The organism is Neobacillus phoenicis, assembly GCF_047302305.1.
Lineage (GTDB): Bacteria > Bacillota > Bacilli > Bacillales > Cytobacillaceae > Neobacillus.
Genome location: NZ_CP154847.1, coordinates 5,283,017 through 5,308,511, shown reverse-complemented (window position 1 = coordinate 5,308,511; position 25,495 = coordinate 5,283,017). Strand labels below are relative to the sequence as shown.

23 protein-coding genes are annotated in these 25,495 nt (G+C 36.8%); 19 read left to right on the top strand and 4 right to left on the bottom strand.

The window, feature by feature from the left end; all coding sequences use genetic code 11:
* The first annotated feature begins 42 nt into the window (after positions 1 to 42).
* On the top strand, positions 43 to 432 hold the full coding sequence (locus tag AA0X95_RS27020; protein ID WP_413303867.1) for a TerB family tellurite resistance protein: 390 nt from the start codon (positions 43 to 45) through the stop codon (positions 430 to 432).
* Between the two features lie 143 nt (positions 433 to 575).
* Here the strand turns inward: AA0X95_RS27020 and AA0X95_RS27015 are convergent, their stop codons facing one another.
* Positions 576 to 1,160 (bottom strand): M15 family metallopeptidase, encoded by a 585-nt coding sequence (locus tag AA0X95_RS27015; protein ID WP_413303864.1) that lies wholly within the window; start codon positions 1,158 to 1,160, stop codon positions 576 to 578.
* Between the two features lie 255 nt (positions 1,161 to 1,415).
* On the opposite strand from AA0X95_RS27015, the gene AA0X95_RS27010 reads away from it, so the two are divergent.
* From AA0X95_RS27010 to rbsK, 8 genes are all read left to right on the top strand, one after another.
* Positions 1,416 to 1,880, top strand: a complete 465-nt coding sequence (locus AA0X95_RS27010; protein WP_413310289.1) for an NUDIX hydrolase — start codon at positions 1,416 to 1,418, stop codon at positions 1,878 to 1,880.
* A gap of 718 nt (positions 1,881 to 2,598) precedes the next feature.
* Positions 2,599 to 3,708 (top strand): cell division protein FtsZ, encoded by a 1,110-nt coding sequence (locus AA0X95_RS27005; protein WP_413303861.1) that lies wholly within the window; start codon positions 2,599 to 2,601, stop codon positions 3,706 to 3,708.
* Positions 3,709 to 3,961: 253 nt separating this feature from the next.
* Positions 3,962 to 4,963, top strand: a complete 1,002-nt coding sequence (locus AA0X95_RS27000) for a LacI family DNA-binding transcriptional regulator (protein ID WP_413303858.1) — start codon at positions 3,962 to 3,964, stop codon at positions 4,961 to 4,963.
* Between the two features lie 88 nt (positions 4,964 to 5,051).
* Positions 5,052 to 5,528 carry a ribose 5-phosphate isomerase B gene (rpiB, locus tag AA0X95_RS26995; RefSeq protein ID WP_413303855.1) on the top strand — a complete coding sequence of 159 codons (477 nt, stop codon included), beginning with the start codon at positions 5,052 to 5,054 and terminating at the stop codon, positions 5,526 to 5,528.
* A gap of 12 nt (positions 5,529 to 5,540) precedes the next feature.
* Positions 5,541 to 6,593, top strand: a complete 1,053-nt coding sequence (locus AA0X95_RS26990) for a TRAP transporter substrate-binding protein (RefSeq protein ID WP_413303853.1) — start codon at positions 5,541 to 5,543, stop codon at positions 6,591 to 6,593.
* A 32-nt stretch (positions 6,594 to 6,625) separates the two neighbouring features.
* A complete protein-coding gene (locus AA0X95_RS26985) occupies positions 6,626 to 7,102 on the top strand; it encodes a TRAP transporter small permease (protein ID WP_413303850.1) in 477 nt (158 codons plus the stop codon).
* Positions 7,103 to 7,119: 17 nt separating this feature from the next.
* On the top strand, positions 7,120 to 8,397 hold the full coding sequence (locus tag AA0X95_RS26980; RefSeq protein WP_413303848.1) for a TRAP transporter large permease: 1,278 nt from the start codon (positions 7,120 to 7,122) through the stop codon (positions 8,395 to 8,397).
* Positions 8,398 to 8,470: 73 nt separating this feature from the next.
* A complete protein-coding gene (gene rbsK, locus AA0X95_RS26975) occupies positions 8,471 to 9,397 on the top strand; it encodes a ribokinase (protein WP_413303845.1) in 927 nt (308 codons plus the stop codon).
* A gap of 159 nt (positions 9,398 to 9,556) precedes the next feature.
* Here rbsK and AA0X95_RS26970 read toward each other — a convergent pair whose 3' ends face one another.
* Positions 9,557 to 10,561 (bottom strand): TRM11 family SAM-dependent methyltransferase, encoded by a 1,005-nt coding sequence (locus AA0X95_RS26970; RefSeq protein ID WP_413310286.1) that lies wholly within the window; start codon positions 10,559 to 10,561, stop codon positions 9,557 to 9,559.
* Positions 10,562 to 10,726: 165 nt separating this feature from the next.
* Between AA0X95_RS26970 and AA0X95_RS26965 the strand changes: the two genes are divergently transcribed.
* Positions 10,727 to 11,716 (top strand): phosphotransferase enzyme family protein, encoded by a 990-nt coding sequence (locus tag AA0X95_RS26965; RefSeq protein ID WP_413303839.1) that lies wholly within the window; start codon positions 10,727 to 10,729, stop codon positions 11,714 to 11,716.
* 23 nt (positions 11,717 to 11,739) lie between these two features.
* On the opposite strand, the gene AA0X95_RS26960 is transcribed toward AA0X95_RS26965, so the two are convergent.
* Positions 11,740 to 12,675, bottom strand: coding sequence for a PD-(D/E)XK nuclease family protein (locus tag AA0X95_RS26960; RefSeq protein WP_413303836.1), 936 nt, complete (start codon positions 12,673 to 12,675; stop codon positions 11,740 to 11,742).
* Positions 12,676 to 12,756: 81 nt separating this feature from the next.
* On the opposite strand from AA0X95_RS26960, the gene AA0X95_RS26955 reads away from it, so the two are divergent.
* Genes AA0X95_RS26955 through AA0X95_RS26945 form a run of 3 tightly spaced genes read left to right on the top strand, consistent with a single transcriptional unit; the run spans position 12,757 to position 16,412 of the window.
* Positions 12,757 to 13,839 carry a GerAB/ArcD/ProY family transporter gene (locus AA0X95_RS26955; RefSeq protein WP_413303834.1) on the top strand — a complete coding sequence of 361 codons (1,083 nt, stop codon included), beginning with the start codon at positions 12,757 to 12,759 and terminating at the stop codon, positions 13,837 to 13,839.
* Complete coding sequence (locus AA0X95_RS26950) at positions 13,839 to 15,254, top strand: spore germination protein (protein ID WP_413303831.1); 1,416 nt, start codon at positions 13,839 to 13,841, stop codon at positions 15,252 to 15,254. The genes AA0X95_RS26955 and AA0X95_RS26950 overlap by 1 nt, the downstream gene beginning before the upstream one ends.
* Positions 15,255 to 16,412, top strand: coding sequence for a Ger(x)C family spore germination protein (locus AA0X95_RS26945; RefSeq protein ID WP_413303828.1), 1,158 nt, complete (start codon positions 15,255 to 15,257; stop codon positions 16,410 to 16,412).
* Between the two features lie 36 nt (positions 16,413 to 16,448).
* Here the strand turns inward: AA0X95_RS26945 and AA0X95_RS26940 are convergent, their stop codons facing one another.
* Positions 16,449 to 17,855 (bottom strand): PLP-dependent aminotransferase family protein, encoded by a 1,407-nt coding sequence (locus AA0X95_RS26940; protein ID WP_413303825.1) that lies wholly within the window; start codon positions 17,853 to 17,855, stop codon positions 16,449 to 16,451.
* A gap of 116 nt (positions 17,856 to 17,971) precedes the next feature.
* On the opposite strand from AA0X95_RS26940, the gene AA0X95_RS26935 reads away from it, so the two are divergent.
* From AA0X95_RS26935 to AA0X95_RS26910, 6 genes are all read left to right on the top strand, one after another.
* Positions 17,972 to 18,898: a DMT family transporter gene (locus AA0X95_RS26935; protein WP_413303822.1), complete on the top strand. Its 927-nt coding sequence runs from the start codon at positions 17,972 to 17,974 to the stop codon at positions 18,896 to 18,898.
* An 83-nt stretch (positions 18,899 to 18,981) separates the two neighbouring features.
* Positions 18,982 to 20,199: a MerR family transcriptional regulator gene (locus tag AA0X95_RS26930; RefSeq protein ID WP_413303820.1), complete on the top strand. Its 1,218-nt coding sequence runs from the start codon at positions 18,982 to 18,984 to the stop codon at positions 20,197 to 20,199.
* Positions 20,200 to 20,315: 116 nt separating this feature from the next.
* Entirely contained in the window at positions 20,316 to 21,617 is a 1,302-nt protein-coding gene (locus AA0X95_RS26925; RefSeq protein WP_413303818.1) for an MFS transporter, read from the top strand.
* A gap of 140 nt (positions 21,618 to 21,757) precedes the next feature.
* A complete protein-coding gene (locus tag AA0X95_RS26920) occupies positions 21,758 to 22,855 on the top strand; it encodes a GerAB/ArcD/ProY family transporter (protein ID WP_413303815.1) in 1,098 nt (365 codons plus the stop codon).
* Positions 22,845 to 24,353 carry a spore germination protein gene (locus tag AA0X95_RS26915; protein WP_413310283.1) on the top strand — a complete coding sequence of 503 codons (1,509 nt, stop codon included), beginning with the start codon at positions 22,845 to 22,847 and terminating at the stop codon, positions 24,351 to 24,353. Before AA0X95_RS26920 ends, AA0X95_RS26915 begins: the two co-directional genes overlap by 11 nt.
* A complete protein-coding gene (locus AA0X95_RS26910) occupies positions 24,354 to 25,487 on the top strand; it encodes a Ger(x)C family spore germination protein (RefSeq protein ID WP_413303812.1) in 1,134 nt (377 codons plus the stop codon).
* Positions 25,488 to 25,495 lie beyond the last annotated feature (8 nt).

The window sequence follows — 25,495 nt, the reverse complement described above, 5'->3', positions numbered from 1 at the left end:
ATTCGTATAAATAGTACAAAGATTAAAGGGAGTTGTGGAGTATTGTTCTTAGCAGAACTGAAGCCTGAGGAGAAAAAGGCGTTTCTTGAACTTGCTACGCTGATATCAACCATTGATGGCAAATTATCTATATATGAACATACTGTATTAAAAAAGTTTAAAAAGGAAGTTGGACTTGAGGATTATCAAATAAAAGGTAATGCAATAGAGGATGTGTTAGCGGTATTTCAATCCGAACGCTCTAAAAACATTGTCTTAACAGAACTCCTGCAATTGATTTATGCAGATGGAGTATTTCATGAGCAAGAAAGTGAATCTGTCCGCTTCATTAAGAAGTACTTCGGCTTCAATCCACATGAATTTGGAAGCTTTAAGGATTGGATTGGTAAAATTAATGAGCTATCTGGTAAAGATCCTCATTCAGTGAATTAACACTCTAGCTTATATCCATTTAATAAATGAAACGCTCAGAGCAAAATTTCTCTCTGAGCGTTTTATTGTATTTTTCCTGAATTGAAGCTTATACGAAACGTATACGCTGCCCTTTCGTTAGGGATGCAGTGTATTAGGGTGAATCATGGTTTGCCGAGATTTGTATCTACGGTCATGGATGAGTCAGCAGGTCTCTCCCCATTCTGTAGGTCGGCAACTGTCAAACCGAAATCCATCTGTAAATGAGGATAATCTTTAAATTGAGCCCAATCTCCGCCCCAATCAAATCCTAAAACCTTTGCCATGTCTACAACTTCATTCCAATCAGCTTTCCCATTTTTATTTCCATCATAGTTCATATCCCAGATGACATTTCCTGAAGGATCCTTTAGCGCAAAATCAACTGCAAGGCCATAATTGTGATAAGACTCTCCTCCTTTTGCATACGTTACAATTGTTCCTTCGGTCGATCGGCCTTTCTGATATAGAAGATCCTGATCTTCCGCACTTCGGAAGCCATCCGTAATCACGACCCTGATTCCTTTACTTGCGGATTGTTGAATTAATTGATCGCTACGTTCCTTCACAATTGGATGAAGTTCAGTCGGAAAAGAAACAGACTGGTTTGTATTTGAGTCGGATATAGGATTTTCTTCCATAAAGAAAAGAATGATAATAATAGCAAAAGAAATGATAAACAATAAACTTCCTATTCGTTTTAGCTTCAAAACTCTATTCCTCTCGTATAGAAAAATGTCTTCATATCTAAGACGTAAAGAACAGCCCCATTGTTTCATGTTTTTAATTACCAACTTTTGGGGTCAGTCCCCCGATGCATTAAAGCGTTCGTTGGGAACTGTATTTTTACTTAGTGATAGATGATTTAGTATACTAATTCTCAACGATTAACAGAGGGGAATGATGTCCATTTCCCGAATGAATGTAGAGATTACTTATAATGGAGAAATATTTGGAGGTTGATGATGGGCTATATTGAGGAGTTACGAGAAATAATTGGAACCCGGCCGCTCATTTTAGTTGGCACTGTTGTGGGTGTGGTTGATGAAGATGGAAAAATTCTTTTGCAAAAAAGACCTGAAGGCGTCTGGGGGCTTCCAGGTGGTTTGTTAGAATTAGGGGAGTCTGTTGAGGATGCTGGACGAAGGGAAGTTTTTGAAGAAACAGGCGTTGAAATTGGGCAACTTAAGTTAGTGGAAGTTTTTTCGGGTGAGCAGTATTTCCGAAAACTAGAAAATGGGGATGAATTCTATCCAGTTACGATTGCCTATCATTCAAAAGATATTAAGAATTGTTCTATCAAAATTGATGGAGAAGAAACAATTGATGCTGGATTTTTTCCATTACACGAATTACCGGACCGTACAACCCCTTTAGTTAGGATGATGATTCAAAAATTTTCTACGATGCTCATTAGACCTTTCGAATAGGAAGGTCTTTTTTTATGGCAGAAAAAACTAATCAAACGTTTGATTAAATCGCTGGAGGCCATGGTACGCAAGGGCTGAGAAAATTAATCAAACGTTTGATTAAATCGCTGGAGGCCATGGTACGCAAGGGCTGAGAAAACTAATCAAACGTTTGATTAAATCGTCGGAGGCCATGGTATGTAAAAGCTGAGAAAACTAATCAAACGTTTGATTAAATCGCTGGAAGCCATGGTACGCAAGGACAGAAAAAACTAATCAAACGTTTGATTAAATCGCTGGAAGCCATGGTACGCAAGGACAGAAAAAACTAATCAAACGTTTGATTAAGTCGCTGGAGGGCATGGTACGCAAGGACAGAAAAAACTAATCAAACGTTTGATTAAAACGTCGGAGGCCATGGTGCGTAAGGGCAGAAAAAACTAATCAAACGTTTGATTAAGTCGCTGGAGGGCATGGTACGCAAGGGCAGAAAAAACTAATCAAACGTTTAATTAAATGAATGGAGACCTTGAGGCTGGTAGGACTTATAAATTTCAAACAATCCTTCTCGAATAAATAGACTTTTCTTAGCAACAGCTCTACAAATTATCGGATATTCGCTAAACAAAAAGGTTTTTGCCCAGTTTTTCTTTTCTAACTATTTTAATGTAATTTAATATGAAAAAGTCTAATTTACTAAAATATGAGTATTATTTTAAAAAGAAGAGGAGGGGATTTAGTGAAATCAATTGGAATCTTGGGCGTAGGCCAAGCAGGCGGGAATATAGCGGAAATAGCATCAAGTATGGGCTTTGAAACAGCGCTTATCAATACGAACCAACGAGACGGCTTAGTAAACACGAGTGTGGAAAAGAAATATTTCGTCCCAGGGTATAATGGTGCTGGGCAGGATCGATCAATAGGATTAAAAGCGGTTAATGAAAACTATAAAGAGATCATTGACTTTGTACAGCGGTCCTTTAAGAACATAAAGCTTTTGTTGGTGGCCTTTTCTACGGACGGTGGTACTGGATCAGGTATGAGCCCGATATTAATAGATCTGTTATTAGACCAACTCCCAGGTGTCAACATAGGTGCTATTGCGATTGTGCCTGATCGTAATGTATTGGCCGGTAATCGAATCAATGCGGTTGAATGTATTGAAGAAATCTCTAAGATTGACTCGCTTTCATCTGTGTTCCTTGTAGACAATGATCAGATGCGCAAGTTGAACCCACAATCCAGTAAACATGAAATCTACCTTTCTTCTAATCATCAAGTCATGGAGGCCATTAAGAACGTACTGAAAGTAACGAAAAAAAGTTCCTTTTACGGAAACTTCGATGAAACGGATCTTATGAATATATTGAATACAAGAGGCGTCACGATTATATCTTCAACCACGCTTACAGACGCTAAAACGACCACAGAAGTAGCTAGTAAAATTGAACAATCTTGGGGAAACTCGATATTTTGTCCTGTTGAATCAATAGGTGTGATTCGAGCAGGTTTAATTTATGAAGGTCCAGAGAAAATGGCAAAGCTAGTTAATGTCCCATTGGTTTTTGAAAGGGTGGGAGAACCTCTTGAATTGTTCGAAGGAACCTATATCTCAGATTCAGACCCCACAATAACCTCGATTTTAGCGGGACTTTCATTTCCTACCCGCCGGATGAGGGCTCTTGAGGGATCACTTGAGAAGAATAAAGAGCGTTTACAAAGCCTAGTTAACAAGGAACATACCCAGAAATATGATTCAAAAATATCATGGGCATCCAACTTAAAAGCGAAAACACCTCAAAGACAGACCGGATCCGTAACTTCCAAGTTATCGAAGTATCAGAGATAATGATGAAAGGGTCAGCTCCCTATCACTGTAAAAAGGATGGGGGCTGACCCTTTGTGCACGAAGCATTGCTAAACATACTTTTTAGTATCATTTGAACTAAATTGTAATGTTTTAAATATCTATTTATTAGAGTTAACAGAGTTCAATTGATTCGGATAAATCAGTTAAAAGAATTCTCTGAAAATTATTGACATTACATAAAAATCCCAATATAATTCAGTTAAACGATTAACTAAAGAAGATGGTGAAGAAATTGAAAGATGCCACACTGAAAGAGGTTGCTCAACTTGCTAATGTATCAACAGCAACAGTGTCCAATGTTATTAATAATACTAAACATGTAAGTGAAGATTTGAAAAAAAAGGTTTACGAATCAATGAAAGCGCTTAATTACAAACCCAACGAAATCGCTAAAAGTCTCAAGGTCAAACAATCAAGGTTAATAGGAATATTGATTTCAGATATTTCAAATAGCTTTATTTCAAAAGTAGTAAAGGGAATTGAAAGTACATTGTCCGAAAAAGGATATAATGTTCTTTTATGTAGTACAGATTCAGATGTGGAGAAAGAAAAAGAATATCTAGAGGTATTAATGGGGAAAAGGATAGATGGTTTAATCATTTCTTCTTCAGGGGCAGGAAATCATTATGATGATTTATTGAAAGCAAAAGTTCCCCTTGTTTTTTTAAATCGCTGTCCGGAACATCTTCCTTCTAATATGGTCATGACGAATAATATTAAAGGGGCCTACATGGCTACTGAGCATTTAATTAAACATGGGTATAAAAAAATTGCTATTATTACAGGGCCTATGCAGTATAGTACTGGAAGGGATCGATATATCGGTTATAAAAGAGCACTAGAGGATTATGCTATTTCCTACCATGATGAGCTTGTGTTAGAAGGTGATTTCACTATTGAAAGCGGTTATGGATTAACGAAAGAAATAATAGAGTCAAAAATGAAAATAGACGCTATTTTTATTTCTAATAACTCTATGTCTTTAGGATCATATAAATATATAAAAGAACAGGGCTTAAAGATTCCTCAAGATATTGCTTTGTATGGGTTTGACGATCCAGAATGGGCGGATGTTGTTGATCCACCATTATCTGGTATAACACAGCCTGCTTTTGAGTTAGGTGTATATGCTGCCCAAAAGATGATAGATACTATACAGGGTACATGTCCAGAAATAAGAGAAATTAAGTATCTAGACCCTAACATGATAATAAGAAAATCATGTGGGTGTTGAACATTGTTATTTAAACGTTTAACAATATTTTTTTAAAATTTTAGTTAAACGTTTAAATATATATAGAAAAATTAAGGGTGGGGTAAAAATGAAAATAGCAATTGGCGGGGATCACGCAGGTTTTCCATTAAAAGGACATGTGATTGATGTTTTAAAAGAATTAGGGCACGAAGTAACAAATTGTGGTAGTTTTGATCCAAATCCAGTCGACTTTCCGGATATTACAAAGGTCGTATGCGAAAAAGTCCGTAGTGGCGAAGTGGAAAAGGCGATTCTAGTTTGTGGAACAGGTGTAGGCGCTTCAATTGCAGCGAATAAAATTCCTGGCATTCGCGCTTCGGTTTGTCATGATATTTATTCTGCTCATCAATGTGTTGAGCATGATGACGTCAATGTAATGTGTATAGGTGCTCAAATTATTGGTCCAGCCTTAGTGAAGGAACTAGTTCATTCCTTTTTAACTGCAGAGTTTAGCACAGCTGAAGAATTCAGACGCAGAGTAGAAAAGCTTAGCTTAATGGAAAAGGAATATGCCAATCAATTAGTAGAAGTAAAAAAAATTTAGGGGGATAAAAGGATGAAGATTAAGAAAGCGTTAACATTTGTTGCTAGTTCTCTATTAATGTTGAGTTTAGTTGCATGCAGTGAAACACAGGAATCCTCTACAAATTCAAACTCTACAAATGGAAAATCTGATGAAGTAATGAAAATTAAACTTGCTCACGTAACAAATGATCAATCTGCTATTCATAAGGGTGCTGTAAAGTTTGCAGAATTGGTGAAAGAAAAATCGGATGGTCAGATGGAAGTTGAAGTTATACCTGGCGGACAGTTAGGTAGTGAAAAAGATCTAATTGAAAGCACGCAAATAGGAACTGTTCAAATTACAATTCCTTCGTCTGCTGTACTTTCTAATTTTGTACCTAAAGCTTCTGTATTAACATTACCATATGTGATAAAAGGTAATAATGAACGTGAAAAATATCAAACTTTTGTTAAACTCGCGAAGACAGATGCCTATAAAGAAATTGGCACTGAAGCAGAAACTGTAAATTTGGTTGCATTTCCTGAAGCAGTATGGTGGGTAGGCGATCGTCATGTAACAACTAGTAAAAAACCTGTAAAGACACCTGAAGATGTAAAAGGATTAAAGATTAGAACGCCTGATGCAACTGCCCATACAGAGCCATTTAGGATAATGGGAGCAAACGTAACTCCGATGAATATTTCTGAAGTATATATGTCATTAAAGACAGGGACAATCGAGGCTCAAGAAAACTCCATAAATCAAATTTATACCAATAAATTTTATGAAGTACAAAAGTACGTTAATTTGACTGGGCATATGACACAAAACGAACTTCCAGTTGTTAGTTTGCAATGGTGGAAAGGCCTAAGTGATAAGCAGAAGAAAATTGTTACTGAAGCAATGAGTGAGTCTGGAAAATATATGTCAGAGCTCCAATTAAAAGCTAATGAAGAGGAATTAAATAAATTAAAAGATGCAGGAATGGAAGTAGTAGAAGTGGATGTAAAGGCCTTTAAAAAAGCAACAGCGGATACCTATAAATCTTTTGAGGATAAAGTAGGAAAAGGATATTACGAAAAAATTATTGCTGCTCAAAAATAACGAGTATACACCATTTTTGGAGTGATTGAAGTATGAAGAGTGCGAAGTTATTAATAACAAATATCGAGGAGATTTTAAGCAGCTTCCTTTTTATCATCATGTGTACCTCGGTAGCCCTTGGAGTTATTGCTAGATTCTTTGAACTAGCCTTAGTTTGGACAGATGAGTTGGCTCGATATACTTTTATTTGGTCAGTGCTCCTAGGGACTGTGGTGGCATTTAAACACAAAAAGCATATAGCTATTGATTTAATAGGAAATGTATTTTCAAAATCTATTAATCAAACAATCTATGTTCTCATTCATGGGGTGCTGCTTATCTTATTTTTCACTCTTGTAAAATACGGATGGACGTTAACTCTGCAAACATGGAACGTGCCTACAACCAGTTTACAGATACCAACAGGGCTTATATATCTGTCAATACCATTATCAAGTTTTCTATTAATTATTTATACGATCAAAGATCTTTACCAAACCACCTTCAAGAGGGATAGCAATCTAACATAGGAAGGAAGAACAATTAAATGCTTATTATACTTATTATTTGTTTATTGGCTCTTCTACTTGTTGGTGTTCCTGTTGGATTCTCTCTGGTTGGAGCATCTTTACTAACAATTTTTTTACAAGATACGATTCCTTTGCAGGCCATTCCACAGAGACTCGCCTTAGGCTTGGATTCTTTTCCGATGCTAGCTATTCCACTGTTTATTTTGGCAGGGACGATAATGGAAGCAGGCGGTATAACAAAACGCCTGATCCACTTATCGGAAGTGCTAGTGGGGCATATAAGGGGAAGTTTAGCACATGTTTCGGTTGTATCAAATGTTTTTATGAGTGGAGTATCGGGGTCTGGGGTAGCGGATGCCGCCGCCACTGGATCTGCGTTAATTCCAACTATGGTAAAAAGAGGTTATGGGAAAGGGTTTGCGGCAGCAATCTTAGGTGCCAGTGCAACGGTAGGTCCGATTATTCCTCCGAGCATTCCGATGATAATTTATGGGAGTCTTGCAGGTGTGTCTATAGGTAAGTTGTTTCTAGGCGGTGCCCTTCCTGGCATAATGATGAGCGGTTCATTAATGATCGTTTCCTATATTATTGCAAGAAAAAGAGGATTCGAAAAAAGACAGAGAGCCCGATTTAAGGAGATTGTAATCGCGTTAAAAGAATCCTTCTGGGCACTACTTATGCCCGTTATCATTGTTGGGGGGATATTTTCGGGAATATTTACAGCGACAGAATCTGCGGTTATTGCTGTTATTTATTCGTTAATTATTGGACTTTTTGTATATAAGGATTTAAAGATAAATGAATTACCAAAAAAAATTTTAGAAACTGTAACGATGTCTTCATCAATAGGAATTATTATTGCTGCTTCTTCACCGTTTGCTTGGGTTCTAGCATACGCGCAAGGTCCTGCAAAAGTATTGGCCATGTTTCAAAATGTTGCCAATTCCAACCTAGCTGCTTTGTTATTATTAATGTTAATCCTTCTTATATTAGGGTGCTTCTTAGATGGAATGGCTATTATCATTATTACCACTCCAGTGATCTTACCATTATTAACCCAATATAACATTGATCCTCTGCATTTCGGTGTTATTTTAGCTATTAATGTGATGATTGGAACAGTTACGCCGCCAGTAGGTACGATTATGTATGTAGGTATAAGCATAGCTAAATGTTCGGTAGTTGAATTTACAAAGGAAATTTGGCCGTTTTTATTAATGTTAATAGGATTACTAATTTTATTTGCATTAGTTCCTGAAATTGTTCTTTATGTACCTAATTTATTGATGAAATAAGAAGGGGGCCGGTTTTTGGTACCCTTTTTCTTTTAATACAAATTTATTCTCTCGAATGCAAGGTGGTAAAAATATGAAAAAGCCCATCATTACTGTAATTGGAAGTTTAAATATGGATTTAGTTACTGTTACAAAACGAATGCCTTTACAAGGTGAAACAATAACTGGTCAATCGTTTTCAACATATCCTGGTGGAAAAGGGGCCAATCAAGCTGTTGCGGCAGCAAGACTTGGAGCAGAAGTTCATATGCTCGGAAAAGTAGGTAAAGATCTTTTTGGAACTAAACTTAAAGATGTACTTCAGCAAGAGGGCGTGAATGAAGAATCTGTTGAAGTTGCTACTATAAAAGAAACGGGTACTGCATCTATCATTATCTCTGGACAGGACAATCGAATTATCGTAGTACCAGGAGCAAATAGTGAAGTAACACCTGAATGGGTTATAGCACATGAAGAAAAAATAATAAATAGTAATTTATTATTGTTGCAATTAGAAATCCCATTAGATTCGGTCATAAAAATAACAGAAATTGCAAATAGGTATCAAGTTCCTGTCATTTTAAATCCAGCTCCGTATCAAAAGCTACCAAAAAAACTCATAGATGGAGTCACATATCTTACACCAAATATGCATGAGTATAGTCAACTCTTAGATGAAGCTTCTCCAGAAGAAAAAGCTCAAATTATAGCTAAAAGTATCGTGACAAAAGGGGAAGATGGGGTTGAATTTCAATCTCATAACCAAAGAATTACATTGAATGGGGTGAAAGTGGAGGTTGTTGATACAACTGGTGCAGGGGATACCTTTAATGGGGCTCTTGCAGTGGAACTAAGCAAAAATAAGAATCTAAAGGACGCTGTTTTATTTGCCACCATGGCTGCAACCATATCAGTCACGAAAATGGGAGCTCAAACGGGAATGCCATATGTTGAGGAATTGGAAAAATTTTATGAACTGAATGCATCAAAGCTGGTGTATAAAAAATCTAAAAGATTGTAACAAATAGAAATTCATGATCCCCGATACGATAATGCATTAATGTATCTGGGATCAGGCAATAAATAGAAAGGTTTTGCTGCAAAAAAGTTGTTTACACACAGTTCTAACTATATTTTTGCAGTGGTGACTTCATCTTGCTAAGGCTATTTCCATAATAGATTAATTGCAAACAATCACTTCACGAATAAACACACTTTTCTTCGCAATAGCACGATCGATAATTGAAAACCCTGCTTCAAAAAGGACCTCATCAATGGGTTCAACCGTAACCACGACTACTTTGTCTGCAAACCTCCGTGCACTTTGAAGCATTTCTAACTGGACTTCAGGGGATAACACAGAACACAAATTATAAGGCAAATCAATAATGGCAACATCATAATGACCGGTAATATCACGCATATCCGCCAAGGTTATTTTTCCATCATAGCCAAAGTGCGCCATGTTTTCTCGAGCTCCAGGAAGGATCAGCTGATTTCGGTCGCTTCCAACGATATCAATTCCCATGGAACGAGCTTCAACTAGTACCGTTCCAATCCCACAACAAGGATCAATAGCTTTAATGCCATCTGGATTTGGAATGGCTATGTTTACGACCGCTCTTGCCACACGAGTGCTAAGCGCTGTGGAGTAACTATGCGGCTTCTGTTGATGGCGAAACCAAACAGACTCACCTTCCAAATAATCACCGAATATCCATCTTCCATTGACATTCATCACACCAAACACTCGCTCAGGCTGGCTGAGATCGGCTTTACCATTGACATGTAAACCAACGGTCCGTTCAATAGCACGACGCCTCTCGAAACTTACTTTTTCACTTTTGGGCTGTCCATTATTTTTCACATATGTGACTTTAAATGTTGCCCCGCATAATTGTAAAGTCTGTACCATTACAAAAAGATCCTCAAGGATTTCTGCTTCATATAACACAGTAATTCTTTCCTTAATAAAAGGGCTTCGACTTGGATCAATTTTTAGGAAGCTTTCCAATACGTGAGAGGGAGATTCCTCTCCGAACAATGAGCGCATTTCTAAAGCACACAAAGAGTGTTCATCCTCAGAATGGGAGTAAGTATAAATATAGTTCGTTTGATTTTCCTGCAAACTATCTACTGTATTAACCGACTGTAATCTATCTATTTTATTCACCTCAAATGTCATTAACACGATTATTCTACCAATTATACCAGCTATAGCCGAACAATTTCCTCTTACCTTAAATTGGTTGTAATGAGGCTTTACCGGTCATAAGAAGGAAATTGTGAAATTTACAACGAATATATAGAAAACTTATATTTCCTAATAATGGGAAGGGGTAAACGTAGCATGATGAATCTAGGAACAATGGTAAAAGGACTGGTATCTGATAAGATAGCAAGTCAGCTAACCCAACATTGGAAACATGATGAAGGAACATTGAAATTTTGGCGGGCCAGCTCTAACTTTGTATATGTTTTTGAGCATAACCAACAACGGTATTTTTTACGATTTAACTCAGAGCAGGAAAGAACGTGGGAAGAAATGAAAGCAGAGCTGGATTTCCTGAACTACTTGAAAAATTGCGGCTATCCTTGTGTTTCTACCATTCCAACAATAAAAGGAACGGAAATAGTGTCTGAACAAACATCGGAAGGAACCTATCTCGCAGTTGTTTTTCAAGCGGCAAAAGGAAAAATGTTGGACGAAAATGCGAACAATCAGCAATTTGAAGCCTGGGGAAGAACCTTAGCGACATTACATTCTTTATCTAAAAACTACAATCCTGTTGGTGGTCCAAAAAGAAAAAACTGGCAAGATGTGTTAGAAAAAATCGAAGGTGTGATAAATAGGCATCCTCATGAGCATGAAGCATTAGAAGAACTAAGGAACGTTACAGAATTGCTAGAGGAACTTCCGACCTCTAAGGAGACATATGGACTCATTCATTATGATTTTCAATTGGATAATCTTTTTTATGAGGAAGAATCTAGCATGTTCAATGTGATAGATTTTGATGATGCGATGTATGGTTGGTATGCAATAGATCTTGTTGCAGCCCTGGATGATTTCCTAGAGGGAGATGCCCCTTTTTCAAATGATAGAGTACAGTCATTTTTAACGGGATATCGCTCAGTTTTGTCCTTGGATCATGCCCTATTCCAACAATATCGTACGTTCCAAAGGTTTAAGAACTTATATACATTTGCTAGATTGTTATGGTCATTAGAAGATAGTGAAATGGAGGATGCTCCCAGTTGGCTAGAAAGTGTACGAGAAAAATTTATCCGTGTTCAAGCAAACTTGAGGTGGGAATTCTTGAGTAATGTTAATTCGTGAGAAGGAAAAAGTCCACCTATCGGTTATTTTAGGTGGACTTTTTCACATTTCTCTCTAAAATTGCAGCGATAACACCGTTTTGATTCCTGCATCTCAAACTGCTCTTTAGCAAGCGGCTTATTCTTCACTGGATCCTCTAGATAGTTCAGCATATGATAGATACTATCATTCATCAACTGCTGAGCGGAGTCAATTTCGAACGGAGTCAATTTATATTCCTGACACTTACCAGACAATAAATACTCATTCCGTAAGATGATATCTTCGACTGGTATGTTGTGTTCCCTAGAAAGAAAGAGGGCATAAAACGCAAGCTGTTTCCGGTCATCCCCTGACTCTTTCCCGGTTTTCCAATCGACCACAATCCATTTCTCCTGACTCACATCTTTGTACACAAAGTCTAACACCACAAATACATCCACACCATTGACTTCAAACGTTTGAAATTCCTCGGAATGCAATACGTGCATTTCTATCTTTGTCAGGATATCTTGGTAGGTTTTACTCATGAAGAAATTTTTCAAGCACAACTCTAGCTTGATTTTTGCAGCACTAACTTCCTCTGAGCTAAGCCCATCCCCATAATAGATTTCATGCAGCATTTGGTGTCGCTTAGGTTTTTGAAACCAATGCTGACGAAACTTAGTTGAATCGAGATAGGCCCTGTTAAGATTCTGGGTAACCATCCCCATCAGTTCATTTTCACTCAATAAACCTTTCCCATTAAGGAAATTCTTAAGCTGCCGATCAATGACCTTATGTATTTCATCTCCCAAAAGAATAGGGATATTTTTAATGTTTTTTAAACGGTAAGCTGCCTTATTTTCTTCAGGTGATTCATACAGCCAGCCATTATGAGATTCATAGTATTGATGAAAATACTTTCGGGCGCATTCTAAAAAGGTCTTATGCCTTGAATTTGACCACGAAAAATCAGGGTAATCACGGTGAACGTACATTGAATGCTCCTTTCACTATAAATAAATCTGAATAGAGATAGATGATAGGTTAAATAATATGGAAAAAAAGGAAACGAATAAATGCAGAATAAGTTAAGATTTATATCCATTGTATACATCATTTTACTTTCTGTGGGCCTTTTTGCACATGTTGAAATTATTCCCTTTCTATTATCCACCGCAAAAAGGGGTTCATGGATCAGCATTTTATTAACAATCATCATCCTGCCATTTTGGATTTTCTTATTGTATAAGATTGTCGACTGCATAAGAAAACAGTCCATTATTCAGATTTTAAGGGAACAGCTGAGCTCAGTTAGGTACTACCTTCTTCTTTTACCACTTGCCGTTTATATGCTTATTAGTGCCTTTGTCACTGCGAAAGATATTATTTACTGGTCACAATTGAGCTACAAACAAGGATTTAACAGTTTTACACTTGCCCTTGTATTACTCGTTTTCTGTTTGTTTTGTACCGAAGCAGGATTGTTTTCGATTGGGTTGTTAAGTAGCATTCTGTGCCCATTTGTCCTTTTGTTTGGATTTTTTATTTCACTTGCAAACACGAACAAAAAACACTATGAACTATTATTACCTGTATTTACGGATGGCTATTTACCTCTAACAAAAGGAATTTTATATACGTCCTTACCGATCTTAGAGTTATTTATCGTTATTTTCTTAACACCGATTTTACAGAAAGCTGTTTCAAGAAAACAATTATTCATCGTTGGTCTGATCATAATTGGGTTAATGTTTGGACCTACTGTTGGAGCAATTGTTGAATTCGGCCCGGAAAAAGCAGCGCAGTACCGCTATCCTGCCTATGAAGAGTGGCGCTTAATCTCTATTGGCCGATATTTTTCACATGCAGATTTTTTCGCCATCTACCAATGGCTTTCAGGTGGAGTGATTAGGATCAGTTTATTTGTTTTTATCGCCTGTCAAATTCTCACAAAAGGAATGGAGAATGTAAAGATAATAAGAATGATATTTTTCCTTCTCTTTATTGCTTGCGTGTATCCCTTTGACCAGAGCCCCTTATCGAGCATCATTTATGGATATTTCAGGCCGTTATCCTTCCTTTTACTAATCATACAAATTTCTATCTTAGCTATATACATCGTGAAAAATAAACAGAAATGGGTAGGAGGCAGTGAGTAATGGTAAAGGAAAGATTATTTTCTATTGAAAATTTAAAACAGCTTTTCAATCATTCAGCTGATATTGAAATAAAAGAGGGGCAATGTCAGGAGAGTCCAGCAATTTTTGTGTATTGTAAGCCGTTAACGGACGCTAGTTTGATTTCATCATTAGACCTGCCCTCCATGGAGACGGCTAACTCAATTTATCAAACGTTGCAGCTGGAGGTACGTAAGAAGGACACGATATATGCAGAAACAATAGAAGAGGCTATTTTTACGGGGAAATTAATGGTGATTCCTGCCGGAGATACAGTTTATTTTTATGATATTAGTAAAGCTCCCACAAGACAACCGGATGAGTCAGTTGCCGAAGTGTCCATTCGCGGAGCAAAGGATGGCTTTGTAGAGGATATAACCATTAATCTTGGGTTAATACGCAAGCGGCTGCGGACATCTTCATTAATTGTAGAAAATTACACTATCGGTAAACGGACCAATACAAAGGTAGCTCTCATTTATATCAAAGATGTCATTAATGAACAGGTATTGCGAGATATACAGGGACGACTTGGAGCTTTAGATGTTGATATTTTAACAAGTACTTCGATGTTGATGGAATATTTGATGGAACAAAAATTCACGCTTGTTCCATCCGTAAATTATTCGGGTAGAGCTGATTTCGTCGTAGAATCGATCAATCAAGGGAGATTTGCCATTGTAGTGGATGGAGCCCCAACAGTACTACTAGCACCTGCCGACCTTTCCTTTTTATTTAAAACACCTGAAGATGCTAACACCAGTTTTTATTTTGCCTCCTTGGAACGAACCTTGAGAATTATAGGGCTTTTTACGACAACCTTTCTGCCCGGTTTTTATACGGCCTTAATTACCCATAATGTAGGACAATTACCACTGCCGCTTATTGCCACAATTACAGTGTCAAGATTAGGATTGCCATTTGCACCTTTAATTGAAGTCTTTGTCATGCTTGTCATGTTTGAGTTATTCAAAGAGGGCGGTGCTCGTCTGCCTAAGGGAATTGGTCAAACAGTGGCTGTTCTCGGAGGGTTGATTATAGGTGATGCCGCCATTAGAGGGGGAATTACCTCTCCCACTACGCTTGTTATCATTGGGATAACAGCCATTTCTAGCTTTACATTGGTTAATCAATCTCTATCTGGAAATATATTTTTTATACGAGTGTTTGTTCTCGTCTTTTGTTACGCGATGGGGATATATGGTTTTTTTATAAGTTTGATGTTCGTTTTCCTTTATTTAACTAAGTTAAAATCGTTCGGTGTTCCAATACTAGCCGATATCTCTTCAACAGAAGGGAAAGACATCATATCCACTATCATCCGTTTACCTTATTCTTTCATGAAAAAAAGGACTGCTTCATTATTTGTAAAAGATGACACACGGTCAGGTGATTAGATGAAAAAAGTCTTAATGGTTACTTCTCTCATTCTTCTTCTCTCTGGATGTGCAAATATTAGAGAAATACAATTTCAGGCATACGCAGTTGGAGTCGGAATTGACTATAAAGATCATGAATATCATGTTGTGCTTCAGTTCTTAGACTTTTCAAATGTAGCTAAAACGGAGCAAGGTAAAAGTGATCAGCCGGTCCCTGTTTGGATCGCATCAGGGAAAGGAAGGACAGTAGAAGATGCCATAATTGAAATCTACCATGGCATACAGATTCCCATAAATTATGATCAGATTAGCTTATTTGTTTTTGGAACGTCTTTATTGGAACATCGCTTAGAAAAAACACTAAAATCATTAGACACCAACTTCAATATTCGTCAAACGGGTTGGGTATACGGTACAGAGGAAAAGGTAGAAGAGGTTTTCACTACAGAGGTTCCGTTTAATTATCCTTATTCTAATTCCCGAATCAATCAGCCGGAATTCATGCAACAACAGGATTCTACCGTTCCAGCTATTTCATTGCAAGAACTAGTTTATCAATTTAATGAAAAAACAAAAACAATCATCCTGCCAAGAATCTCTATTGCGGAGAAGATTGTGAAAAGAGGTCAAGAAAAACTGCCAGTTACCATTTTTGATGGTGCATATATTATGAAGGATAAAACATTGAAGGGATACTTGTCGCAACAAGATTTGGAAGGCTATATTCAAGTGAATAACAAGGCTGTTCGCTCTCCTGTAATCGTAGTTGAAGGGATAGAGGGAAAAGAGGATTTAGTACAAATTGAAATGTTAAAACCGAAGGTCAAAAGGGTAATTGATAGAGACCAAAATGGAGTAAGGATTGGATTAGATATTAATATTTCAGCCATTATTAGAGAATCGTCGCAAAAAGTGGTCCTCTCTCCGAGGATAAAAAGAATGATCAAAGAAAAAATTACAAACGAAGTGTACTCATCCTATCTAAAAAGCCTCCAAATCGGTGGAGATATTTATCAATTTGAGGACTTTATGTACCGCTTTATGTACGAGGATTGGAAGGAAACTATGAAAAATAAAGATTTCCCTATGCTAACAAAAGAAAACATCGAAGTAAAGATAAGACCATTAAAAAGCATTAATAAAATCAATTCAGGCATTAAACTGCCTCTAGAATAGCGAAACAAAGGCATCTACCCTAAATGGGAAGGTGCCTTAGTTTTGTCGTAGAGGGCTGTTGACTAATTCGATAAATTTTCGTATACCATGACGAATTTGCTCTTCGTTTGCATAAGAAAAGCTTAAGCGCGCCCATGAGGATGGCTGATTTAATGGATCACAAACACGACCAGGAACAAACGAAATGGATTGTTGGAGGCACTTAACTAATAGTTCATCTGTCGATAAGTGATGAGGGAGCCGCACCCATAGGTTCAAACCACCGCCTGGGCTTACCCACTGCCAATCCGTTCCAGCTAGTTCTTCCTCCATGATTTCCTTTCTTATTTGTAAAGCAATCCGTAGTTTTTCTACGTGTTGTTGCAGTCTAGGCGATGAAAAATAATGAAGGAATATCTTTTGATTCAAAAGTGGCGAACCGTTATCCGCTAATGATTTTGCTCCTACAAGGGCATTCATTAGTGGTGATTGGGCATAGACGACTGCAATTCGTAGACCAGGTGAGATATATTTGCAAAAGCTCCTGACATAAATCACGATGCCAGCTGTGTCATATGTGTAAAAGGGAGGCGGCGGCTCCTGGTCAAAATAGATATCATGATAGGCGTTATCTTCAATTAAGAGACAACGATACTGCTCTGCTAATTGGACTAATTGCTTTCTTTGGGCGGCTGGGACTGTGTATCCAGTTGGATTATGAAAGGTTGGATTCAAATAAAAGAGACGAGGCTTGTAGGTTTTCATCAAACATTCTATCTGCTCTAAATCATATCCATCCATATAGATCTCAACGGGTATAATGTTTGCTCCTCGTGCTCTAAAAGTGTCTATGGCCGCACTATAGCTTGGTCGTTCTATTAATATGGTATCTCTTGGTTTAATAAATGCTTGAGCGATGAGATAGATTGCTTGTTGAGAACCAGTGGTGATTAACAGGTTATCCGCTGTAATAAACGTTTTATATTGCTCAATAAAGTAGGCCGAGAGTGCTTCCCTAAGTTCCTGATCTCCCTGAACGGTTGAGTAGGTTGCCAGTACTTTAGGGTAAAAATCGAACACTTTTTTCACATATTCAGATAAAAAGAGATTTGGCAATAGGCTAGGGTCAATTAATGCCTGTGAAAAATTATAAGAAACCGATACTTGATGAATCTCAGCTAATTGATTTTTTTGTGAGTTTGCTGAAAATAGAGGGGCATCCAGCTGATCCAGTTTTTCTCGTCCACTTAATGAGACGTAATAACCAGATTTATCTTTTACATATACTTTATTTTGTTGTTTAAGCAACTGATAAGCTTTTAAAACAGTTAAGCGATGGACCTTCATTTCGTCCGCTAGTTTTCTTACAGAAGGAAGCTTATCATCTTCCTGCCACTCATTGCTTTCGATCCGATTTAAAACATAATCATAAACTTGTTTAAAAAGATATTCCCCATTTGCCATGCAGTTCCCCCATTTCTTTTCTAGATTGTATCACGATTTCATTTTGATCTGTTCTAGTGATATTCATCTGTTCTATTCTCATTCTCCTATAATGGATAAAAAAGGAGGAATCGTTAATGGTGATAGTTGGTTATTTGATTATGTGTTTGATTTTTGGTACGACCTTTCTAGCAATAAAAATAGGGATCAATGCAGGAATCCCCCCTTTTTTCTCAGCTGGAATTAGATTTTTTATTGCTGGTTCGATTCTTTTTGTGGTCATGCTTCTTCGAAGAAAAACCACGATAGGCTTGTTTTTTCGTAAGGAAATGCTGATTACGGGCATTGGCTTAACCTTTGGTACGTTTGCAACTTTATATTGGGCGGAGCAATATGTGACGTCAGGGACAGCGGCTGTATTATCCGCTACTGGTCCGATGATGATTTTATTAATTCAAACCCTGATTTTAAAGAAAAAGGTAAGCCAAATTTCCTTTATAGGATGCCTTGTAGGTATAGTAGGTGTGGCTCTGCTCATTCTGCCAAGTTTTACTCTTCAGGGAGGAAGGCTCTGGTTAATGGGATGTCTCTTAATTGTCATTGGGGAGGTATTCTATGCCTCTGGCGCTATTTATTCGAAACATGTGATTGAAAAATTTGAAACAACTTCCCCCATTGCGTTAAATGCAGCCCAAATGATGCATGGGGGGATTTTACTCATTCTTTTGTCCCTTTTTACTGAGAAGATACAGTTTACGAGCTGGGCTAGTCCAGCCTCTATGGGTTCTTTTTTTTATTTAATCGTATTTGGTTCGATGATCGGCCATACTCTCTTTTATTGGCTTGTATCTAAGACTAATCCTGTTTTTCCTGCTAAGTGGCTTTTCATTTCACCTCTTATTGCGATGGTACTAGGAGTGGTGTTTTATCATGAATATCTTTCTTGGGAAGCGGGTATCGGTACTTTAACAGTTGTTTTTGGGACTGTTCTGGTGCAGAGTGGCAACCGTCATCAACCGGTGTCTGTCACCACTCAGGAGTGTATCGAGGCGAATAGAGATTGAAAAAAGATTCATAGTTTGTAGGATTTTTTTTAGTAAGAGGAGAACTAGTCATATAGAAATATACAAGTACTGGTGATGAGACAATGAGAATCGGTCACTTCGGAAAAGTGAATGGAATAAGTCATGATACCATTAGACACTATATGGAATTGGGATTAATCGTGCCTGAAAAGCAAGGAGGTCATTATTATTTTGATGCGAGCTGTCAAAATGATTTAGAGCTTATTCTAGAGTTAAAAGGAATGGGCTTTCATTTAAATGAAATTAAGATGATTTTTCACTATAAAAACCTTGGGCAATTGACTGAATATGAAAGAGATGCCTTTTATCAATCCTTGTTCCTGGATAAATATGAGAAGCTAGAACAGGAGATTAAGAATTTAATAGAAATGAAAGACAGACTTAAAGGAAAAGTAGACCAGCTATCAACTTCATCTTCTGGCTCAAGCAATACGTTTGGTATTGAATTAAGCGTACTAGACATGCTCAAATGTAATAAATGTGCTGTATCCCTCACTCTTCAAAACGGAATAATCAAGAAAAATCAGATAGTTGAAGGCAAACTGACCTGTCACTGTGACCAAGTGTACCTGATTGAAGCAGGAATATTAAGAGTAGGTAACGCAATTGAGTCAAACAAACAAATTTCCCTGTTAAATAATATTCCAGAGTATATTCAGGAAACGGATCCCCTTTATTTAGAAAATATGAATAAAGGGCTGCACTGGTCAAAAAGGAAACTAGGTCAGATGGATTTGCATAGGAAAGTAATTCTTGAATTAGGTTCGGGAGTTGGTTTTTTTCTTCGAAATATTTATCAGGAATTGCCGGAAGATTGTCTATATATTGCAGTTGATCACAGCTTAGAGCGACATCAGTTTTTAAAAAGCTTACTTGAGAGAAGCGGTTCAAAAAAGAACTTACTCTTTGTCTGTGCGGATTTCCTAGACATACCACTATCCAATCAAACTGTAGATATAGTTATTGATTATTCCGGCACAAGCAATTATAGCTTTGAACATGAAGCGTTTTTACTTCGTGAAGTGGATTCACTAATTAAATTAGATGCATATCTATTGGGGACCTATTTAACTTTTAAAAATTTCAGCTATAAAAGTAAAATTGAAGTCAACTATCGTGATCATTTTTCTGTCAATAGCATAAAGAAAAATATCGAAGAATTAAAATATAAAACCATTGAGGACCGGCTTTCTGAAACCATTACAAAAGGCGGAAAGTACGAAGATTTTTTTGTCCAGGGGGAAGAAATATCTACGTATACATTTTTCGGCAAAAGGTAGGGTTAACCCTATCTTTTTTATTTTATTTATAAAAATTTCTTCATTATGGCTATTGATGTAGGGTTCACTCCACCACTTACACTTTTCTTATAAAAGTTAATGGAGGCGGATGATTAATGATTACTTTACCCTTTAGTGTTAATGGGGAAAAGAACCGAACGGAAATAAAAAACTTATTTCTCTTTTCAACAGGGAAGACCGTTTCTATATTCGGTACAGCGATTTATCAATTTGCGTTAGGTCTGTACGTTTTAAAGCTGACGGGATCGGCGATAAGCTTTGCTGCTACCCTTATATTAGGGATCATTCCCATGATTGTGATCAATCCGTTTGCGGGAGTAATTGCCGACAAATTCAACAAGAAGAGATTAATCGTTTCAATGGATTTGTTAAACGGAGTGTTGTTGGTTGTCGTTTATCTGTTAAGTAATATAGTTGGATTCGAGCTTTGGCTCATTTATGTTACTACCATATTAATGACAGTGTTTAGCACCTTTTTTGGAGTAGCGCTGGAATCAGCAAAGCCAAACATCGTATCTAAAAACATGTTAATGAACATTAATTCCATTAGTAAAATCATTGATTCAGTATCCTCCATTATGGGACCGATGCTAGGAGGGATTGTATTTGCAATTTTTGACATTAGAACGTTTATTATGATTAACGGAATCTCCTTCATCTTTTCAGGTATTTCAATGATGTTAATTAATTTCAAACAGTTCAAGCATCAATCCAATGAAGAAAAGCCAAAAGAGAAAATTCATTTTTTTAGAGAAATCAAGGACGGATTTCAATATATAACGGCAAGAAAGAATATCCTGAATTTGTTTATCCTATTAATTTCATTAAATTTCTTTCTTGGCTTCACTGTGATTGTACCATTACCCTATATTATGAATACGGTCCTGGGGCTTGGTTCAAAGAACTTTGGTATTATCCAAGGCTCTTTTCCTATAGGTATGATTGTAGGAGCTCTATTGGTAAAAAAAATAACAGAGAAGATGTCCTATTCCTTGCTATTAAGGTATTTAAGTGTATCATTAGCGATTTTTATGATGTCCTTAGGTCTGCCTATAATTATAGAAAAATTTCAGTTTGCCACACTCTTTTACGTTTTTTATTACAGTCTTGTCATGTTCCTTATTGGGTCCATCGTGGCTCTAATTGACATACCTTTTTCATATATCATGCAAAACGAGATTCCAGATGAATATAGAGGCAGAGTACTAAGCATTGGCATTAGTATCGGAAAGGCCATGCTTCCATTGGCACTAGTGATTTCAGGAGTGCTTTTAACTCTTATACCATCGTATATAATTCAAATTCTAGGTGGGGGATTGTTTCTTCTGTTTAATATGCGATCTACTACTAAGAACAAAATTGAAATGAAAAAAGTATCTATAGATACGGAATTTTAATGTTTAGCTGTTATAGACCTATCTTGCTTAAATGAGATAGGTTTTCTTTGTTTTATCTTCTATTGTGATTTAAGCCATCCACTATCCTAAATATTTACTCAGATTTTGGAAAACATATCATAGAACGGAGGGTGGATGGGATGATAAGTCAAAAGATTACGGTCTTGCAGTTATTCTTCATTATTATGATTAGCACCGGACTAATGAATCATGTGATGGTCATCCCGGTTCTTCTAGATAAGTCTGGACGGGATGCTTGGATTACCGTTCTTGTAGCAGGAGCGCCCTTCCTAGCCTGGTCTGCAATCATCTTTTACATATACAAAAAATTAGCTGGTAAACACCTATTCCTATGGTTGAAAGATAGAGTTGGGACGATTGTTACTTATATCCTAATCTTATCTTTATGTATCTACGTATTTGTCCTTGCTGTCATAACCTTACTTGATACGTTTAGTTTTATTAATACATTCTACTTAGAATTAACACCGAAAATCGTGGTCATCACAACCATCTTATTAGTCTGTTTTTATAACAGCTATAAGGGTATCAGATCGATAGGTTTAATTTCTGGGATTTTATTACCGGCCATCGTTATCTTCGGCTTTTTTGTTATGACTGCAAATATGGAAAACAAGGATTATTCCCTGTTAAAGCCCTACTTGGAAAATGGATATACGCCCATTAGGAAAGGGTTGATCAGCGTTCTTGCTGGATTAACAGAAATAGTCACCATCCTGTTCGTGCAGCAACATTTAAATCAAAAGCTACGCTTTAAATACTTACTTATTTTATGTATTGCATTAATAGGTCTGATTATTGGTCCATTAACAGGAGCCATTGCAGAATTCGGCCCGTTTAATACGAAGAACCAACGGTTTCCTGCATTTGAAGAATGGCGCTTAGTTTCGTTAGGGGTTTATATTGAACATTTAGACTTTCTCGCTTTTTACCAATGGTTATCGGGCGCCTACATACGGATTTCTTTTTTCATCTTCTTAGTCCCTAATCTCATTAATGTTGAAAAAGAAAAAAGAAGAGTCTTTTTTCTAATCGGTCTGTATGCAGTCCTTGCAATTATTGTACTTATGCCAATAAGTGATATCGTCTACTTTCAATTACTTAAGGATTGGATCTTGCCAGTATCATTCTGGTTCATTTTAGGAGTTTCGATTATTCTTTTCACCATTTCCATATTTAAACGAAAAAGAGGTGAAATGGTCATTGATGAAGCGTAAGGAATTAGTACTCAAACAAAAAAATCACTCTAGTTCAATTGAGAGTAAGGAACAGCCCGATAATACGATGGATACACTCCGTAAGCAATTTGAACAGTGCAGCGACGTTCACATTCTCAATAAACATATTGTGGGGGAAAATGATTTTCATTTATCCATTATCTATTGTGATGAACTATGTAATTATCAAAAAGCAGTGGAAACCATTATTCCTCACATAACATTTGTCATAAAGAATAATCAGATCACTTCGGATTCATTTGAAGAAGTGTTAGAATTTCCGATAAAAAAAATGGATACTAACAATATTGAAAGTAGTGTTATGTTTGAAGTTTTTAGTGGGAACCTTATTTTCTTCATTGAAGAATTAAACACATTCTATCTACTCAATTTTTGTAACCTACCGAAAAGATCCATCGAGGAGCCGAACACAGAAGTATCTATTAAAGGACCAAAGGAAGGGTTCATTGAGACATTATCAATTAATATTGCATTGATTCGAAAAAGATTGAAGTCAAACACCTTTAAATATGAGCAGATTGTGGTAGGAGAACGATCGAATACTAGAATAGGCTTACTTTATATATCGGATATTGCTGATCCGAATTTAATATCGAACATAAAAGGCAAAATCAATCAGATAAACTACGATGGGATTATTTCAACAGATCAACTAACTGAACTGATAAATGGTAATAAAAAATTGTTTCCGATGTTTATGTATACGGGAAGACCAGACTTTGTTGTAGACGCGCTATTACATGGGAGATTTACCATTCTCATTGATGGCTTACCCACTGCGATAATTGGACCAACCACCTTGTCTTTTTTATTAAAATCACCAGAGGATGCCCACAATCCATTCCTTTTAGGTTCGTTCGGCCTAGCAATACGATATGTATCCTTAATTATCTCATTGTTTTTACCAGGTTTTTGGTTAGCGCTAATGTCCTATCATACGGATCAATTACCATATAGTTTATTAGCAACGATACTACTTAGCCGTCAAGGGGTACCCTTACCTGTTCCAATAGAAGTGATGATTATGGCGTTACTCTTTGAACTTTTTAAAGAAGCCGGACTAAGAATGCCCACACCCTTTGGACAAACTCTATCAGTGGTAGGCGGGTTAATCATCGGGCAAGCAGCAATAAGTGCTGGATTAACCGCACCTACTGTATTAGTTGTTATTGCTGTATCAATTGTAGCCACCTATACAATTGGGAATCAGGAGTTAAACGGGATTATATCCATCATAAGAATTATCATCATATTAACCTCGTCAATCCTAGGGCTATTAGGCTACTTCCTGTCTGTGTTTTTCTTTTTGACTTATCTGGTTAATTTACGTTCGTTTGGAGTTCCCTATCTCACACCATTATCTCCTATTCGGTTTAAGGAATTACTGTCTGGTCATTTTCAACTACCGTGGAATTTTCTAAAAAGAAGACCTGGTTCACTGAATCCCACAGACCCGACAAGGCAAGGAGATTCCTAAATGAGAAATTGCTGTTTAATCTTATTTGTTGTTATGATCCTATCAGGTTGTTGGGATATAAAAGAAGTGGAACAACAGTTATATATCCATGCGCTTTCTGTTGATTATAAAGATGGGAAATACTTGCTATATGGACAGGTGATTGACTTTAATAGTCTGGCTAAACAAGAGGGGGCTGCTAGCAGACAGCCTCAAACGATTGCAACGGTGAAAGGTACAGGTGAAACGATAAACGATGCTGCTTTTGATTTATATACTACCGCACAGCAACGATATTCATGGGAACATATAACCGCAATTGTTTATACTCAAAACTTATTAAAAAGTGGAAAAATTGTTCATGTAAATGATTTCTTAAAACGTTATTACCAGATTAGGAATATCCTTTGGACCTTCGGAACAAACGATCCTGTTGAAGAAGTTTTTTCAGCTAAACCGATTCTGAATATTACCGTTTTATATTCACAACTTAGTAATCCCGATGACATCTATAAGCAAAGCTCCAGTATAAAACCAATACAACTGTTTGAACTAGATAGAAAGTTATCTGAACCAGCCTTTACAACACATATCCCCTACTTAAGTGTGGCAGAAAAGACATGGAAAGAAAATAGGAAAGAACATTCTGTTGTATACATTAATGGCAGTGGATTTTTAAATGGGAAAAAGTATTTAGGCTTTCTTTCACGCGATGAATTGCTTGGCGATCGGTGGATGACAAAAAAGGTAAACAGAACGAAGTTAAGTATTAAAGAGGACAATAAAACGATTGTAGTAGGACCCACTATTAATATTAAATCTAAAATTACTCCCGTCATACTGAATAACAAAGTAAAGTTCACGATTGATGTAAAAGCAGATTTTAAGACAACGGAAATCTTGAAACAAAAAACGCATAAAGAATTAAAGAAATTGGCAGAAAATGAAATACGAAAGCAAATAGAAGAAACCTATAAAAAAGGCTTAAAGAAACAAATTGATATATATGAGCTATCTGATGTCCTTTACAAACAGAAGAATAAAGAATGGAAAAAAATAGCGCAAAATGGGGTGATTCCTCTCGATCCAGATACGATCAATAAAATCAATGTGAATGTAACGGTATTAAATACGGAGCAGTTAAAAAATAAATAAAGGTACGA

Bases quoted from the DNA above. Each gene is read 5' to 3' on its own strand.
- AA0X95_RS27010 (WP_413310289.1), top strand. From the start codon at position 1,416: ATGGGCTATATTGAGGAGTTACGAGAAATAATTGGAACCCGGCCGCTC.
- rpiB (WP_413303855.1), top strand. From the start codon at position 5,052: ATGAAAATAGCAATTGGCGGGGATCACGCAGGTTTTCCATTAAAAGGA.
- AA0X95_RS26990 (WP_413303853.1), top strand. From the start codon at position 5,541: ATGAAGATTAAGAAAGCGTTAACATTTGTTGCTAGTTCTCTATTAATG.
- AA0X95_RS26985 (WP_413303850.1), top strand. From the start codon at position 6,626: ATGAAGAGTGCGAAGTTATTAATAACAAATATCGAGGAGATTTTAAGC.
- AA0X95_RS26980 (WP_413303848.1), top strand. From the start codon at position 7,120: ATGCTTATTATACTTATTATTTGTTTATTGGCTCTTCTACTTGTTGGT.
- rbsK (WP_413303845.1), top strand. From the start codon at position 8,471: ATGAAAAAGCCCATCATTACTGTAATTGGAAGTTTAAATATGGATTTA.
- AA0X95_RS26970 (WP_413310286.1), bottom strand. From the start codon at position 10,561: ATGACATTTGAGGTGAATAAAATAGATAGATTACAGTCGGTTAATACA.
- AA0X95_RS26965 (WP_413303839.1), top strand. From the start codon at position 10,727: ATGATGAATCTAGGAACAATGGTAAAAGGACTGGTATCTGATAAGATA.
- AA0X95_RS26960 (WP_413303836.1), bottom strand. From the start codon at position 12,675: ATGTACGTTCACCGTGATTACCCTGATTTTTCGTGGTCAAATTCAAGG.
- AA0X95_RS26955 (WP_413303834.1), top strand. From the start codon at position 12,757: ATGCAGAATAAGTTAAGATTTATATCCATTGTATACATCATTTTACTT.
- AA0X95_RS26950 (WP_413303831.1), top strand. From the start codon at position 13,839: ATGGTAAAGGAAAGATTATTTTCTATTGAAAATTTAAAACAGCTTTTC.
- AA0X95_RS26945 (WP_413303828.1), top strand. From the start codon at position 15,255: ATGAAAAAAGTCTTAATGGTTACTTCTCTCATTCTTCTTCTCTCTGGA.
- AA0X95_RS26940 (WP_413303825.1), bottom strand. From the start codon at position 17,855: ATGGCAAATGGGGAATATCTTTTTAAACAAGTTTATGATTATGTTTTA.
- AA0X95_RS26935 (WP_413303822.1), top strand. From the start codon at position 17,972: ATGGTGATAGTTGGTTATTTGATTATGTGTTTGATTTTTGGTACGACC.
- AA0X95_RS26930 (WP_413303820.1), top strand. From the start codon at position 18,982: ATGAGAATCGGTCACTTCGGAAAAGTGAATGGAATAAGTCATGATACC.
- AA0X95_RS26925 (WP_413303818.1), top strand. From the start codon at position 20,316: ATGATTACTTTACCCTTTAGTGTTAATGGGGAAAAGAACCGAACGGAA.
- AA0X95_RS26920 (WP_413303815.1), top strand. From the start codon at position 21,758: ATGATAAGTCAAAAGATTACGGTCTTGCAGTTATTCTTCATTATTATG.
- AA0X95_RS26915 (WP_413310283.1), top strand. From the start codon at position 22,845: ATGAAGCGTAAGGAATTAGTACTCAAACAAAAAAATCACTCTAGTTCA.
- AA0X95_RS26910 (WP_413303812.1), top strand. From the start codon at position 24,354: ATGAGAAATTGCTGTTTAATCTTATTTGTTGTTATGATCCTATCAGGT.